Origin of the sequence: Commensalibacter papalotli (ex Servin-Garciduenas et al. 2014), from assembly GCF_000527695.1 — a bacterium.
In the GTDB taxonomy this organism is placed as follows: Bacteria; Pseudomonadota; Alphaproteobacteria; order Acetobacterales; family Acetobacteraceae; genus Commensalibacter; species Commensalibacter papalotli.
Genome location: NZ_ATSX01000001.1, coordinates 1363675 through 1378813 on the forward strand (window position 1 = coordinate 1363675; position 15139 = coordinate 1378813).

15 protein-coding genes are annotated in these 15139 nt (G+C 38.1%); 4 read left to right on the forward strand and 11 right to left on the reverse strand.

Translation table 11 applies throughout. From position 1 onward, the window contains the following. Positions 1-36 precede the first annotated feature (36 nt). The gene (locus COMX_RS11090; protein WP_161631852.1) at positions 37-210 is read right to left on the reverse strand and encodes a hypothetical protein; all 174 of its coding nucleotides are present in this window, start codon (positions 208-210) and stop codon (positions 37-39) included. 74 nt (positions 211-284) lie between these two features. After that, complete coding sequence (locus COMX_RS06175) at positions 285-1904, reverse strand: NAD(P)/FAD-dependent oxidoreductase (RefSeq protein ID WP_034338186.1); 1620 nt, start codon at positions 1902-1904, stop codon at positions 285-287. A gap of 201 nt (positions 1905-2105) precedes the next feature. Here COMX_RS06175 and COMX_RS06180 point away from each other — a divergent pair, with 201 nt between their 5' ends. The 3 genes from COMX_RS06180 (at position 2106) to COMX_RS06190 (ending at position 4730) form a co-directional block, all read left to right on the forward strand. Then, positions 2106-3092 carry a cation diffusion facilitator family transporter gene (locus COMX_RS06180; RefSeq protein ID WP_034338189.1) on the forward strand — a complete coding sequence of 329 codons (987 nt, stop codon included), beginning with the start codon at positions 2106-2108 and terminating at the stop codon, positions 3090-3092. Positions 3093-3138: 46 nt separating this feature from the next. Further along, a complete protein-coding gene (locus COMX_RS06185) occupies positions 3139-4041 on the forward strand; it encodes a cation diffusion facilitator family transporter (RefSeq protein ID WP_034338192.1) in 903 nt (300 codons plus the stop codon). A 113-nt stretch (positions 4042-4154) separates the two neighbouring features. Beyond that, complete coding sequence (locus tag COMX_RS06190) at positions 4155-4730, forward strand: NYN domain-containing protein (RefSeq protein ID WP_034338195.1); 576 nt, start codon at positions 4155-4157, stop codon at positions 4728-4730. Between the two features lie 22 nt (positions 4731-4752). Here the strand turns inward: COMX_RS06190 and COMX_RS06195 are convergent, their stop codons facing one another. The 9 genes from COMX_RS06195 to COMX_RS06235 form a co-directional block, all read right to left on the reverse strand. Then, positions 4753-5823 (reverse strand): WD40 repeat domain-containing protein, encoded by a 1071-nt coding sequence (locus COMX_RS06195; RefSeq protein WP_034338198.1) that lies wholly within the window; start codon positions 5821-5823, stop codon positions 4753-4755. Between the two features lie 18 nt (positions 5824-5841). After that, positions 5842-6879, reverse strand: coding sequence for a CobW family GTP-binding protein (locus tag COMX_RS06200; RefSeq protein WP_034338201.1), 1038 nt, complete (start codon positions 6877-6879; stop codon positions 5842-5844). Next, positions 6866-8191, reverse strand: coding sequence for an O-antigen ligase family protein (locus COMX_RS06205; protein WP_051461919.1), 1326 nt, complete (start codon positions 8189-8191; stop codon positions 6866-6868). The genes COMX_RS06200 and COMX_RS06205 overlap by 14 nt, the downstream gene beginning before the upstream one ends. Positions 8192-8210: 19 nt before the next feature. Beyond that, positions 8211-9317, reverse strand: coding sequence for a glycosyltransferase family 4 protein (locus tag COMX_RS06210; protein ID WP_034338204.1), 1107 nt, complete (start codon positions 9315-9317; stop codon positions 8211-8213). 38 nt (positions 9318-9355) lie between these two features. Further along, a complete protein-coding gene (locus COMX_RS06215) occupies positions 9356-10384 on the reverse strand; it encodes a taurine ABC transporter substrate-binding protein (RefSeq protein ID WP_034338207.1) in 1029 nt (342 codons plus the stop codon). Positions 10385-10492: 108 nt separating this feature from the next. Continuing rightward, positions 10493-11560 carry a tRNA 2-thiouridine(34) synthase MnmA gene (gene mnmA, locus COMX_RS06220; RefSeq protein WP_034338210.1) on the reverse strand — a complete coding sequence of 356 codons (1068 nt, stop codon included), beginning with the start codon at positions 11558-11560 and terminating at the stop codon, positions 10493-10495. A gap of 4 nt (positions 11561-11564) precedes the next feature. Continuing rightward, entirely contained in the window at positions 11565-11879 is a 315-nt protein-coding gene (locus COMX_RS06225) for a ferredoxin family 2Fe-2S iron-sulfur cluster binding protein (protein WP_034338213.1), read from the reverse strand. Between the two features lie 26 nt (positions 11880-11905). After that, positions 11906-13063: a cysteine desulfurase family protein gene (locus tag COMX_RS06230; RefSeq protein ID WP_051461920.1), complete on the reverse strand. Its 1158-nt coding sequence runs from the start codon at positions 13061-13063 to the stop codon at positions 11906-11908. 20 nt (positions 13064-13083) lie between these two features. Then, the gene (locus COMX_RS06235; protein WP_034338216.1) at positions 13084-14181 is read right to left on the reverse strand and encodes a cysteine desulfurase family protein; all 1098 of its coding nucleotides are present in this window, start codon (positions 14179-14181) and stop codon (positions 13084-13086) included. Between the two features lie 261 nt (positions 14182-14442). Between COMX_RS06235 and COMX_RS06240 the strand changes: the two genes are divergently transcribed. After that, the gene (locus tag COMX_RS06240) at positions 14443-15105 is read left to right on the forward strand and encodes an alpha/beta hydrolase (RefSeq protein ID WP_034338219.1); all 663 of its coding nucleotides are present in this window, start codon (positions 14443-14445) and stop codon (positions 15103-15105) included. The last annotated feature ends 34 nt before the right edge of the window (positions 15106-15139 follow it).

Genomic DNA, 15139 nt, shown 5'->3' on the forward strand with positions numbered 1-15139 from the left:
TTAGAGTAAGGCTTTTCTAATTAAGCTATCAATTGATTAAGCAAATTGTTTTTGATCTTCGTCTTTACGATTTTCTAAGATATATGGACCACCATTTACAATCTTCATAGATAAATAAATAGGTGTATCAAAATCACCTAATTGATCCAAAGGTAGCAAAGCATCATTTTTGGTCCAAGGATATACCTTTAACCGTTCCCATAGAGCCAATTAAGTTTACAATTCCAGCATTAAATTTTTTAAATCTCCATTTTTCTCTACTAAGATCACACTACTCAACTTAATTATATCTTCATCAGATCTTTCGCTACAACTTCAGCCATTTTAATTCCGTCAATAGCCGCTGACATAATCCCCCCCGCATAACCTGCACCTTCACCAGCAGGATAAAGACCTCGAGTATTAATACTATTTCCATCTTCTCCCCTTGGGATACGAATAGGAGAAGAAGTTCTCGTTTCAACACCTGTCATCACTGCGTCTGCAAAGCTGAACCCGGATAATTTACGGTTAAACGCTGGTAACGCCTCCTTAATCGCATCTACAACAAAATTAGGTAAAATTTCAATGAGGTTACTTGGAGTAACACCAGGTTTATAAGAGGGGATTACATCACCCAAGGTTTTACTGGCACGTCCTGCCAAAAAATCTTCTACTCTTTGCACGGGTGCTTTGTAATCAGACCCACCCAGCACAAAAGCCTTTCGTTCAAGCTTTCTTTGAAAATCTATCCCAGCCAATGGATCATCTGGATAGTCTTTTTGCGGGTCAACACTCACAACCAAAGCCGCATTAGCATTTCTTTCAGCACGAGAATATTGGCTCATCCCGTTTGTAACCACACCACCTTGCTCTGAAGCAGCAGCAACCACAGTTCCCCCTGGACACATACAGAAAGAATAAACTCCACGATCATTACCTGCGTGATGAACTAGTTTATAATCCGCAGCCCCTAGTTTCTTGTGCCCTGCTTGCGGTCCAAAACGAACTTGGTCAATCATAGACTGAGGATGCTCTATTCGCACACCGACAGAAAATGGCTTGGCTTGAACAGACACACCATCATTATACAAAGAAACCATCATATCTCTGGCGCTATGCCCTGTAGCCAAAATCACATGACGCGTTGCAATCTCTTCACCAGTCTTTAAACGCACCCCAACGACTTGGCGATCTTTATCCATTAAAATAGAGGTAACTTGGGTATTAAAACGATAGCTCCCACCACAGGATTCAATTTCAGAGCGGATATGTTCAACCATACTGACCAAACGAAACGTGCCAATATGTGGTTTGGAAACAAAAAGGATTTCCTCTGGTGCGCCTGCTTTCACAAATTCTATTAGAACTTTATGCCCATAATGATGAGGATCACTAATCTGCGTATAAAGCTTGCCATCTGAAAACGTTCCAGCGCCACCCTCTCCGTATTGAACATTACTTTCTGGATTAAATTCTGATTTGCGCCAAAATGCAAAAGTATCCGCCGTACGTTCACGAACCTCTTTACCACGCTCTAAAATTAGAGGACGCAGTCCCATTTGGGCTAATAAAAGCCCCGCCATAAAACCACAAGGACCTGAACCAATAATCACAGGACGTTGGTAACTTGACTGACCAGCTAGTTTTTCACCTGTTATACGATCTACAACAAACTGGTACTTCACTTGTGGTGCTTTATGTAAATGCTTATCTTGAGCATGTAAATTTAAACAAACATCATCATCTTCAATTTCACAATCAATTGTATAGACTAGTAAAATATGCCCACGTTTACGTGCATCATATCCTCGCCTTACAATGTGGTATTGTTTAATATCCGTTAAAAGACGTTGTTTTAAAGCTTCTTTTAGCTCTTCATCGCTATGATTAAGGGGTAGTTTCAGTTCAGTGATTCGTATCATCGTTTTATATAACTATTAACATATTAAGAGGAAAAATAAGTCTATGATATGCATAGCACATACCTTATTAAAACTATAGAAAACTATATATATTTATAACAAGAATCAGTATACAGTAAACACAAAGCGCATAAATGCGCATTTATCATTATAATTCAATATATACATAACTTAACATGATTGCCAAAGGATTGCCTGACCATGTCCGATCACTCTGCTCATCATCACGAACATGATCACAATCATGATGATCATCACCACGAACAAGAGTGCGGTGGGCACTCTCACAGTCATGGACATCACCATGTTCCGAAATCTTTTGGAAAGGCGTTTGCAATTGGCATCAGCCTTAATCTAATTTATGTTATTGCCGAAGCTGCTTGGGGGTTTTGGGGGAATTCACTGGCACTACTTGCAGATGCTGGTCATAATCTTTCAGATATCTTAGCACTGGCTTGCGCTTGGATCGCTGCAATTTTAAGCAAAAAAAGACCCACAGATAATTTTACCTATGGCTATCGCAGAACTTCTATTCTAGCTTCGTTAACCAATGCTGTTATTTTACTGATAGTAACAGGTGGTATTATATGGGAAGCCATTGAGCGCCTTTTTCATCCAGCACCTGTTGCCGGATGGACGGTTATCATTGTTGCTGCGATTGGCGTTATTATAAATGGTTTAACCGCCATGATGTTTGTCTCTGGTCATAAAGAGGATCTTAACATCAAAGGGGCTTTTTTACATATGGCATATGATGCCTTATTATCCTTGGCGGTCGTTATTACTGGTATTATTATCCTATTTACAGGGTTTAATATCCTAGACCCAATTATAAGTTTGGTTGTATCCATTATTATCATTATGGGAACATGGTCCTTATTAAAAGATTCAGTGGCCTTAGCTGTCGATGGCGTGCCAACCAATATTAATCGTAAAGAAGTCGAAAGTTACTTACGTGCTTTACCTAGTATTTTAGATCTGCACGATCTACATATATGGGCAATGAGTACAACTGAGACTGCATTAACCGTGCATTTAGTCAGTAATGTTGATCACCGTTTAGATGATTTTCTGTCGGTAACAGCTCAACAACTGCAAGATAAATTCAAAATTGGACATACAACAATCCAAATTGAATTACAAAACGAAGCTAAATCTTGCGTTTTAGCAAATGCAGAAGCAGTTTGATCTCTTTTTATCAAGACTGATCTTTTAATAATAGAAATTTATATTTATGATTCTTAGAGTTATTCAGGACAAAAAGATATTGTTCAGTATTGGCAGTATCTTTGTCAGTATTCTTGTTTTATATTTAAAATATTTTGCTTGGTACACCACTAACAGTATTGCCTTTTATTCTGATATGCTGGAAACACTCATAAATGTTGCAGCTGCAATCTTAGGATGTATTGCGTTAATTTTTGCTGCTCATCCTGCTGACAGACAACACCCTTATGGTCATCAAAAAGCCGAGTATATTTCGGCGGCTATTGAAGGGCTATTGGTTGTAACCACAGCTGGGTTAATCTTTTATGAATCTTTCTTAGCTTGGCAACATCCCAAACTCCCCACTGCTCCTTTTATTGGAATATTATTTAACGGCTCTGCGGGGATCGTTAATCTTATTTGGTGTATTGTTCTAATAAAAGTAGGAAAAAAATATTGCTCTCCTGCCCTTATCGCTGGAGGGCAACATATATTATCTGATGTTTGGAGCACTGTTGGGCTGATTTGTGGGTTTATTTTAATCCCTTTCATCCAATGGGCTCTTCTTGATGCAATATTAGGATTTTGTATTGCCCTGAATGTTTTACGTATGGGATTTCAAGTTATAACAGAATCCTTTAACGGATTGATGGATCAGGCTCCACCTAAACAAGTCACAGAGCATATCTACGAGCTTATTAAAAAGAATGCTCCCGAAGCCCTTGATTTTCATATGGTCAGGTTTCGTCAAGTCGGTGCAATAACTTTTATTGATTTTCACTTGGTCGTTCCTGGCACAATGAATGTATATACAGCTCATAAAATCTGTGATCGCATTGAGCTTTCTATAAAAAATGCAATTGGATCTGTTTCAATCAATATTCATGTAGAACCAGAAGATGAATTAAAAAAAGATAATCTTATATGGTAAAAAAGATATAACTAATTTTTTTAAAAAAAATGTTACCAACTCAAATTAAAAGGTGTTTTTTTTAATATAATTCGCATATTATATGCACAATATTGAATAACATGGTTAATAAAATGCAAATTCCTTCTCGTTGTGCTATTCTTCTTGATGCTGGATATATTGAATATATTACACGGCAAGAATTTCCAAATATACAAATTAACTATGAAAAACTAGTTAAAGAAATTACTGGTGAATATCGTTTATTTAGAACTTTTTACTATAATTGCCTACCTCATCTAGATTTTTCAACTTCAGAAGATGATAAAAATCTTTATGAAGGAAAAATGAATTTTTTTGAGGCTCTTAAATTTTTACCCCGCTTTGAAGTTCGCCTTGGTGCTTTATCACGCTATGAAGATCAAGATAGCAACGCACTTAGCTTTCATCAAAAACGTGTTGATATCCTTATGGTTGTTGACATGATGCAATTATCTATAACTAAACAAATCGATCATCTCATTATCGCCACGGGCGATGGTGATTTAATCCCCGCTGTTCAAGCAGTGAAACAAGCAGGGATTTTAGTTTCTCTGTGGCATGGATCTTTACGTGGGAAATCTGCGCCAAATAGAGAGCTTTTTCAACTTTGTGATGAGCGTCATGAACTTGGGCGCATTATTCATAAAATCCAAAAACAAGGTAGATAATTAATCATTACAGCATCAAAAATTATTCATTTGATGCTGATAAATCAACCAACCCTATGACACCTTTTTCTGTACCGAAAAATAATAAGCTTCCTGCCATATCGAAATTTAAAGCAGTAATTGATCCAAAATCTTTATCCTGCCCTAACGTAATGGGTAAAACCTTTTCACCATCAGGGCTAATCAGTAAAATACTGCCATCAATAAAACCTGCGGCTAATAAGTCTCCATAAACAGGATGAAATTTAACAATGGTGCAATACCCTCCTGGAATACCAGGTAACTCTGTAGGGGGTTTTCCCATTGGGCCACCATCAAAAAATGGCCACATCACCACAGATTCTGCACCACTTGTTGCAAGCCATTTCCCATCATTAGAAAAATTTAAAGATTGCACTTTTACAGGATACCCACTCATACGCATATTATGGGCGTCAGAAATACGCCACCCATGTAAATCATGATCTTGCATCGAAGTGACAATAGCTTCTTCTTTGGGGTGCAACGCAATAACAAGATGGCTGCCTTTCCATACAAAATCTTTAATTTTATCGGCTTTTTGATCTTTTATAGCCCATAATGTGGCGCCATTATAATAAGAAGTTGCCAAATTTTGACCATCTTTACTAAACGTTAAATCACTAACCGTAGAATCATGTTCCAAAACACAAAGTGGTTTATTAAAATGATCTTGATAAATATGAACTTGCTTTCCTTCTACGAAAGCAACCTTAGAAGATGAACCTTCTTTATCAAACCAAGTAACCATATGCTCTACCCAGCGCTTCGTTTTGACTAATAACTCTGGCTCTTTCCCTGGGATTATTTGCACAATCTGATTATCATCCCCTGCTGTAATAAAACCAGATGGGGTTATATCTTGTGAAAGACATAAAATGCCCCCTTCATGGGGTTGAATTTTCTGCCATAATTCAGCTTGTTGGATGTTTTTGCGCTCAACAAGCCACAAATCTCCATCAGCTGTAGCAAAAGCAACATAGTGACCATTTTGTGAAACCACGGAACTAATAATATTCCCATCAGTTTGCTTGTATTTGCCTCGACTATCGATTAATTGTATTGGCGCTTGCATTTTTTTTCCTATATTAGCTTAGCGTGCGACACAATTTTTAAATCCATCGCGCAATTTTTTTTCATCTAAATGGCGACCAATAAAAACCAACCGAGAAGAACGTTTTTCTTGTGGTTTCCAAGAGCGAATAAAATCACCATCTGCCATCATATGAACAGCTTGAAAAGCATAACACTCATCAGAATTTGAAAAATTCAGTATTCCCTTGGTGCGCAATAATTCTGTACCAAATTGCTGTAAAACGGATCCAATCCAAAAATCAAATTTCTTAGCATCCAAAGGTTTATCCTCTAGCAAAGAAATACTTGTCACCCCATCCCCATGATGATGATGAACCGCATGACTATGATGATCGTGATCGTGATCGTGATCGTGATCGTGATCGTGATCGTGATCGTGATTATCCTCAAGAAAATCAGGAGACAAAGTCAATGCTTTTTTAAGATCAAATCCACCTCGATCCAATATTTTATCCAAAGCAACCTGCCCTTTTTGTGTGTGATACAAAGCAACATAAGGGTTAATTGCTTTCAGTCGTTGCTCAACTTTTTTTAAAGCCTCTCTATCAACAAGATCAATTTTATTTAGTAAAATAACATCTGCAAAAGCAATTTGATTTACCGCTTCTTTACTCTCATCCAAAGTTTGCATCACATGCTGTGCATCCACCACAGCAATTACCGCATCCAACCTTGTTTTTTGTTTAACATCTTCATCAACAAAGAAAGTCTGAGCCACAGGTGCAGGGTCAGCAAGCCCCGTTGTTTCAACAATAATTCCATCAAATTTGGTGCGGCGTTTCATTAAGGTGCCTAAAATACGCACAAGGTCTCCACGAATGGTGCAACACACACATCCATTATTCATTTCAAAGATTTCTTCATCAGCATCAACAACTAAATCATTATCAATACCCAACTCTCCATATTCATTCACAATCACTGCATATTTTTTTCCATGCTGTTGCGTTAAAATATGATTGAGTAACGTTGTTTTTCCTGCGCCTAAATATCCCGTTAAAACGGTAACCGGAACTGTTTCTTTAATATCTGACATACTGATCTTCTCTTTCTTTTAATTTTATTTGATAATCCCAACTATAAGCTAAACCCATCCCCAGCAATAGGAAAAACCATCCTCCTAATGGCATGTTTACAAAATTACTGGTTGATGCAAAAGGCCATTCATGGATAAAAACTGCCGCAAACAATCCAACACACCAAGCTTTACGTATTGCTTCTGCTTTTGTTGTGACTGTAATATTCAACCCTTTACACAATTCAACAAGCGCACTGATAATTGTTAAGATAAATAAAATTAATCCAAGAATACCCGCATCAATAAACGCTTGTAAATAATGATTATGTGGATGAGTTAAACAAATAATTCCCCCACCTCCATTTCCCGAGTTTATATCCCAAAAAGGCCACCCATGAAAATATATTGCATTACCACATGCATGTTTAAATGCATCGTACCCTAGGCCAGCCCAAGGATTCATTGCCCCCATCACCACAGCTCTGGTATAAACCAACCCATAAGGGCTAGAAGAAAAATGAGACATTTGGTCGATAAAATGGGTAACTAAGTGATTGAAACTTTCAGGCGATATAAATGCTGTGATCAAAATAATAATTGGAACAATCCCAACCGTTACCAAAGCCAAAATACGCAATGGTTTTAACCAAATAACAGCTATTCCTAATCCCATAATAAATAAACCAAAAGGCATTCTTTGGCCCGCCATAACCATCATAGCTACAGCAAACAACAAAGTGAATAACGCATATAGCTGCCCTTTATATCCTTTATACTGCCATATTAAATATGCGCAAGCCGCCAGCATCACTGGCAATAACATTCTAGATAACGGCGCCGCTGCTCTGGGGTGCTCGTAAGGTCCCGTCAAGGTTCCATCAAAATAACGCGGCATTCCTAAAATATTATAACCAATTATAAGTTGTGCCAACATATTCAAAAGAATGTATAGAGTACAAAATGCAATTACATAGGCTAACCACCTACGATACTTATTTTCTTTTAAAACCCACTGTTGTAAAGCAATAACGAAAATAGGAAATCTGATGACACCCATTGCTTGCAACAAATTCCCATTCGAGGTTTCTCCAAAAAAAGATCCAAAAGGAATCGTACAAATTACTAACCATCCCCACCAGACCAAAGCAAACATTACCCAAAGTTGTTTACTCCACTCCCACTCTTTTTCAAGGAAACAGTGAAATAAGAAACAAATAGCAACATAGCTGATCAATCCATCTGCTATGCCTCGAAAGTGAGTTAAAAAAATAGGTAAAACCAAGACAGCGCTCAGGGTAGTATAGTGCAGAAATCGACGAATAAAATTCATAAAATTTTCTTACCGTTTTTTATAAATTACCCTGCAATTGAGGACAAATTTGTTTTCTAAAAGAGTTTAACGCTTGTAAAGCCTGCTCTGCATTATAGTGATATGCTTGTTCTTTTGCGTAGAGAGAAAGTTGCTCTCGTAAATCTTGATTCTTCACCAACCGTATTAGCTGTTGAAAAGCCTGCTCAATATTGGTTGGGTCCATTAACAAAGCACCATTTCCAACCACTTTCGGCAATGCACCAACCGCAGATACTAATAAAGGTGTTCCACAAGCCATTGCTTCCAAAGCTGTCATTCCAAACGGCTCAGGCCAACGACTAGGCATAATAATAATTGATGCCTCTGAGATTTTTTGTAATACCTGATCATAAGGTAAATAACCGACCATTTTAATCTGTGTCTGTCGCAATTGATGACGTAACTTTTGAATAAAGGGCGTTTCTGGACTATTGGAATTAAAACGATCCGCACCAATAATTTCAATATTCCATGAGGGATCAACCTGTAGCAGCTTACAACAAAGTGCCACAAAGATATCTGCCCCTTTATCTGCGACAACTCGACCAACAAATAAAATATTTTTTTTTCGTTCGGAAATAGGGATATATTGAGGAAGCTTTTCAAAGTCAATGTAATTAGGCAATATCGTAACGCCTCCTTTGACCTGTCCTGATAAAAAGCGATCTTTTACCCACTCTGAGACTGCAACCACATGTAATTTTTCGATGATCTTCTGACGATCTATATCTTTTTTTAATCCCCTCATCGACAAAGGATCATTATGTAATGTCAGACTTACAGGAATATATGGATACTTTTGAGCAATGTATAATGCAATTTCTGGGCGATTATGAATTTCTACTAAACGAGGTTGATATTTTTGAACTAGACGAGAAACACCATAACGATATGCATTGCTTTGAATAAAAAGAGAATGCCAACTTTTTGAAATTTCTAAATAATGCAAACCAACAAAAGGCAAACAATCTAGAGCTTTACCAACAATCAAATCTTGAGGTTGAGCCAAACATTGAACTAATAATCCAATTGCACCCACGCATCCAGGTGAAAACCCTTCTTTAGGCGGAAGAACCGTCATTATTCTTGATGTTTTACCCATCATGAGGGAACAGCTCCTCCGTTAATAACTATATAATATAATTATTTAATTTTGGCATCATTAATGAAGCTTGGATAAATATAAATTAAATAATCAGATAACACATTATTCATAACATTTAAACCACGTAAAAACAGTCCAATTTGATTTAAGTATCCAGGTAAATGACGTGTAAAAATAAGAGATTGCTCTCTTTGTCCAAAATATTCTTTACCCTTTAATAAAGTCAGCGTGTCTTCTGGTGAAAGTTTTAATAATTGTGCAACACTAATAATATCTTGAGATTTAACTGTTAATTTATCTTTGTTTTGATTGTATTCTTTAACCATTTTTAATGTAGCCTCTACAAAAGGCTGTAACCAATAAGGTTTCAACACAATCTCATTATCCATTACTACCCAAAAAGTATAAGTAGGACTTCCCCAATCTGCTACTTGTTGAGAAGTAACTAAAACATGACCATCTTTTTGGAAATGCAATAATGATATCCCATCCGCATAAACCCCATCAATTTCATGCTTTTTCCATGCATCCTCAATTTTATTGGCAGGCATATTTATTATCTGGACTTGATGAAAGTCTATTTTCCAATGCTCTAATGCTTTTAATAAACTATAATGAGCAGACGTTAAGAAAGGAACAGCAATTTTTTTACCAATCAGAGCCTCTGGCTTATCAATACCAGATTTGTTTTGTACAACTAATCCACTACTGTTTCCATATTGAAAGCTAATCGCAATAATACGCACCTGAACTCCTGCAGTAACGGCAGAAGTCAAAGGGATTAACCCTACAGGGGCAATATCTAAAGTCTCAACAGCTAAATCATGAATCATTTTAAATTCATCATCATATTGTTGCCAATCAACACGCTCTCCCAGTGCTTTACGATATGTCCCATTAACTTGAGCAAGTTTAGCCAAGTCTACTTGATCAGTCCAACCAATCCGCACAGCAGCATTAGCATATTGAAAGCTAATACATCCAAAAAGTAACGTTAATAAAATTACAATATAAAAAAACTGTAATTTTATTTGTGTTAATGATGATTTCAAAAACAATTGCGTCATCCAAATCTATAAAATTTAATTACTTACAACTAGAAAGCTTTTCTAATGTATTTTCTGTAATACAACAGCACCATATAGAAGAAAAGAAAAATTATTACTTTAAAGATTTTAAGCCAAAGTAATAAATCCACCACCAAGCACTCTTGTGCCTTGATAGAACACACAAGCTTGACCTGGTGCTGGATTTGCCGTTTCATCTAGCTCTACTTGGACACGTTGATCTGACAATATTCTGACCGTTGCAGAGCGCTCTTGTTCACGCGCACGAATTTGCACATTGCAACGCATTTCATACTCTGGAATAGGCATCAACCAATTTAAATCACGAAGGAAAAAAACTTTACGCCCAGCATCTTGTTTAGCACCAATAATAATCCGTCTTGTTTGCGGATCAATCCGCAACACCATTTGTTTATCCCCTTGGCGCATCGCCAGATTTCCTAAACGTTTGGATTGACCAACTGTATAATGCGCAATGCCTTCATGCTGTCCTAAAACAGCACCTGTTTCATCAACGATTTCACCTTTTTCAAGACCTTCAGGGGATAATTTTTCCACAATCTGAATATAAGATTTATCAGTTACGAAACAAATATCTTGGCTATCGGATTTTTGTGCAACCGTTAAACCAAATCGCTCTGCTTCTTGGCGAACAACATCTTTATTCGCCATATCACCCAATGGAAAGCGCAAAAAATCCAATTGATCCGAGGTTGTTGCAAATAAAAACCAAGACTGATCACGGCTCATATCAACGGGACGATGCAACTCTGCACCATTTATTCCATCAACCCTACGCACATAATGACCTGTTGCCATCGCATCTGCACCAAGTTCTCTGGCCATATTTAAAAGGTCTGTAAATTTAACCCCTTGATTACACTCAATGCATGGAACGGGCGTTTCCCCACGCGTGTATGATTGCGCAAAACGATCAATCACCGTTTGGTGGAAACGATCTTCAGCATCAATCACATAATGTGGGATTCCCAGTTGATCAGAAACACGGCGAGCATCACGAATATCTTGCCCTGCACAACAAGACCCTTTTTTAACCACACCACGCGCATCATAAAGTTGTAATGTAGCACCAAAGACATCATGTCCTTGTTCTTTTAAAAGGGCAGCTGTTACAGAACTGTCAACGCCACCAGACATGGCAACCATAATACGCATTGATTTATGACATTCTCGGCAAACGTACAACAAGACCGTCTAATTCTTCGGTCATAATAATTTGGCATCCAAGGCGAGAAGTTTTTTCCAATCCAAATGCCATATCCAACATATCTTCTTCTTCTTCAGCTGCGGTTTTTAATTTATCCCACCATACTTCATCGACAATAACATGACACGTCGCACAAGCCAAAGAGCCCTCACATGCACCTTCTAGATCTATGTCATTTTTATGTGCAATTTCTAAAACAGATAGTCCAACAGGCGCATCAACTTCGTGTGCTGTGCCATCACGTTCAATAAAAGTCATACGAGGCATTTTAATATTTCCTTAAACAAAAATGATTATCTTCCTGCCATAAGTTCACCATAAGCACAAGTCAAAGCATCAATAACTTGCTTTACTTGTGTATTTTTGGTCATACGTCCAAATGACAAACGAAAACTTTGCACAGCTTGTTCTGCCGAAATTCCCATTGCCGTTAAAACATAAGATGGCACCAAAGAAGATATCGTGCAAGCAGATCCTGTTGATAAATAAAGATGTGGAATCCTTTTGAAAAGATCAAGGGCTCTGATCCCAGGAAAATATAAATTTATACTACCTGGCAACGAATTTTCAATGGAACCATTCACTTGTATCCTTGGAAACTCAGACTGTAACGCTTGAAGCAATTGATTCTTATAATGCTGTAACCTTAATGCTTCTTGAGGTCCTTCCCTTTTTACAATTTCACACGCCTTGCCCAAACCAACAATCAAAGGCACGGGCAAAGTCCCTGAACGTAACCCTCTTTCTTGATACCCTCCATAAAATAAAGGAGACACCCTCACCCTTGGTTTTCTGCGGACATATAATGTACCAATCCCTTTGGGACCATAAAACTTGTGCCCTGATATAGAAGCAAGATCGATATATTCCATAGAAAACCGATCAACCGTTTTTCCGATGATCTGTGCCATGTCACAATGAAACAAAGCTCTATATTCATGCGCTAGTTGCGCTAGTCGTGTAATAGGCTGGAGCACACTGGTCTCATTATTCGCTGCCATAACACTGACCAATAATGTAGGGATTTCCAGAGATTTTCTAAGGTTTTCTTGGTCAACTATACCCTCTCGATTAACAGGCAAGGTGACAATTTCAATACCCAATTCAGCAAGGCTATTTACGACTTCCAAAACAGATTTATGCTCTGAAACAATAGTAATGACACGCCTTGCCGTTGCTCCTTGTTTTAGTAAATATCTAACTGTGCCTTGAATAGCAATATTATTCGCTTCTGTTGCACCCGAGGTAAAAACAATCTCTGATGGAGTAACTCCTAACAAATCAGCAACTTGCTGACGTGCATTTTCAACCCCTATACTCGCTTGTTGTCCCAAAGCATGCTCAGAATGTGCATTCCCAAAAAGGTTAGAAAAATATGGAAGCATTTCCTCTACGACTCGTGGGTCACAAGGCGTCGTCGCTTGATAATCAAGATATATCGCGTGATCCAACAAGTTAATCCTTTGTCGCACTAGGCTACAATCATACGACAATACGCATCAATAAATTGTTCTGCGTCAGCTTCAGTAATATTCCAAGGCAATGATATACGAATACTATACCCTGCCAAATGCTCCAACCCCATCGCTGTTAAAACAGGTGATTTCCCTACTTTACCTGATGAACATGCAGAGCCTGTTGAAACACAAAAACCAGCCATATCCAACGCCATTAACTGGCGCTGTGCCACTATGCCTTCAAAAGCCAAGCAAGACGTATTATCTAATCGTGGCGCACCTTCACCACAAACCACCGCTCCTTTTTGCTTTGCTGCTGTCTCAATTAAATGACGCAGTTCCCCAATGATACGACGATCTTGTATGTAAGAGGATCTGACCGCCTCTGCCATCCCTGTTATCATTGGCAAAGCTTGAGTTCCTCCTCTACGACCTTGCTCTTGACCACCACCAATAAACAAAGGTTCCAGATATTTTGCGCCTCGGATATTTCCTGCTGCCAATAACAAAGCACCAACACCTTTAGGGCCACCCATTTTATGAGCAGAAATCGCCAAACTATCCGCCCCTATTGTTGATAAATCGATCTTCATGCGTCCTGCTGCCTGCACAGCATCTATATGAAGCAAAGCCCCATATTCATGACATAGTTGCGCTGCTTGCTCTATAGGGTGGATAACCCCAGTTTCGCTATTGGCTAACATTAAACATACTAACGGTGGCGTTTCAGCTTGTTGTAAAAGCTGCTCTAAAAAGACCAGATCTATAACGCCCTCTTTGGTCACTGGCAAAATCGTTTTAGGCAAATCAACTTGGCTGATTGCGGGATGTTCGGTCGCACCAATCCACAAAGGTCGTTTTTGTATCTGTCCATATATCGCTAAAATATCTGCCTCTGTTCCCCCTGAGGTAAAAATACAATTTTGCACATCTCCCCCAAAATGGTCTGCAACGACTTCTCTTGCATCTTCAATCATATGATAACAACGCCGACCCATCGCATGCACTGAGGAGGGATTGCCTGTTATTTGCAACGCTTTAACCATTTCAGATAACACAGAATCCCTGACAGGTTCACTGGCATTGGCGTCTAGATAAACAGGTTGTTTCATTTTAAATCTTTATCATTTCAATTTATTTGTAAAATCCCCTCGGATTTTAACAAAATATAAAGAATTAAAAAAAGATATTTTTATAATATGTTTTAAAATTCTATAATAATTCAATTATTGTGTATTTTTATCATACAGAGAGTATTAAATTCTAGAAAAATGCTTTTCCTTTATATAAAATGGTTTTATAGAGGTAAGTCTCTGTGATTATTTTTGAATACCCTAGATTAATCATTTTTCGTCAAACTAACGGATAACCATATGCCAGAGGTAATGTTTGCAGGTCCTGCAGGTCGTCTTGAAGGGCGGTATCATCATTCTCATGAACCCAATGCCCCTCTTGCGCTAATTCTTCACCCCCATCCTTTACAAGGGGGGACTATGAATAATCGTATTACCTATACGATGTATCAAACTTTTCAAAATTTGGGTTTTTCCGTATTACGTTATAATTCCCGGGGCGTTGGACGTTCTCAGGGAGAGTATGACGGTGGTATTGGCGAAATCTCTGATGCTGCTGCTGCACTGGATTGGTTGCAAATGGCTAATACAAACTCCAGAGAATTATGGATCAGTGGATATTCATTTGGAGCCTTTGTTGGAATGCAGCTTTTGATGCGTCGCCCTGAAATCCAGGGTTGGGTCAGCGTTGCTCCACTAGCTAATCATTATGACTTTAACTTTTTAGCACCCTGCCCTTGTGGTGGATTAATGATTGCTGGTGAGGCTGATACTGTGGTTCCTGTTGGGGAAATTGATAAACTCGTGGAAAAACTAAATGCGCAAAAAGGCATTTCTGTTGATTATCGCGTATTACCCAAAGCCAATCATATCTTTGCCAACGAAGCCGATAAAATTGGCCAAGCTATTGAAGAGCATGTCAAAGAAATCATCGAACGTCGAAAAGAAGCACCTTTAGATTAAGATTATTGAAGAATTTTCAATATCTTCTTTGATT

Excerpts from the sequence above, each read along its gene's own strand:
- COMX_RS06175 (WP_034338186.1), bottom strand. The coding sequence starts at position 1,904 with ATGATACGAATCACTGAACTGAAACTACCCCTTAATCATAGCGATGAA.
- COMX_RS06180 (WP_034338189.1), top strand. The coding sequence starts at position 2,106 with ATGTCCGATCACTCTGCTCATCATCACGAACATGATCACAATCATGAT.
- COMX_RS06185 (WP_034338192.1), top strand. The coding sequence starts at position 3,139 with ATGATTCTTAGAGTTATTCAGGACAAAAAGATATTGTTCAGTATTGGC.
- COMX_RS06190 (WP_034338195.1), top strand. The coding sequence starts at position 4,155 with ATGCAAATTCCTTCTCGTTGTGCTATTCTTCTTGATGCTGGATATATT.
- COMX_RS06195 (WP_034338198.1), bottom strand. The coding sequence starts at position 5,823 with ATGCAAGCGCCAATACAATTAATCGATAGTCGAGGCAAATACAAGCAA.
- COMX_RS06200 (WP_034338201.1), bottom strand. The coding sequence starts at position 6,879 with ATGTCAGATATTAAAGAAACAGTTCCGGTTACCGTTTTAACGGGATAT.
- COMX_RS06205 (WP_051461919.1), bottom strand. The coding sequence starts at position 8,191 with ATGAATTTTATTCGTCGATTTCTGCACTATACTACCCTGAGCGCTGTC.
- COMX_RS06210 (WP_034338204.1), bottom strand. The coding sequence starts at position 9,317 with ATGATGGGTAAAACATCAAGAATAATGACGGTTCTTCCGCCTAAAGAA.
- COMX_RS06215 (WP_034338207.1), bottom strand. The coding sequence starts at position 10,384 with ATGACGCAATTGTTTTTGAAATCATCATTAACACAAATAAAATTACAG.
- mnmA (WP_034338210.1), bottom strand. The coding sequence starts at position 11,560 with ATGCGTATTATGGTTGCCATGTCTGGTGGCGTTGACAGTTCTGTAACA.
- COMX_RS06225 (WP_034338213.1), bottom strand. The coding sequence starts at position 11,879 with ATGCCTCGTATGACTTTTATTGAACGTGATGGCACAGCACACGAAGTT.
- COMX_RS06235 (WP_034338216.1), bottom strand. The coding sequence starts at position 14,181 with ATGAAACAACCTGTTTATCTAGACGCCAATGCCAGTGAACCTGTCAGG.
- COMX_RS06240 (WP_034338219.1), top strand. The coding sequence starts at position 14,443 with ATGCCAGAGGTAATGTTTGCAGGTCCTGCAGGTCGTCTTGAAGGGCGG.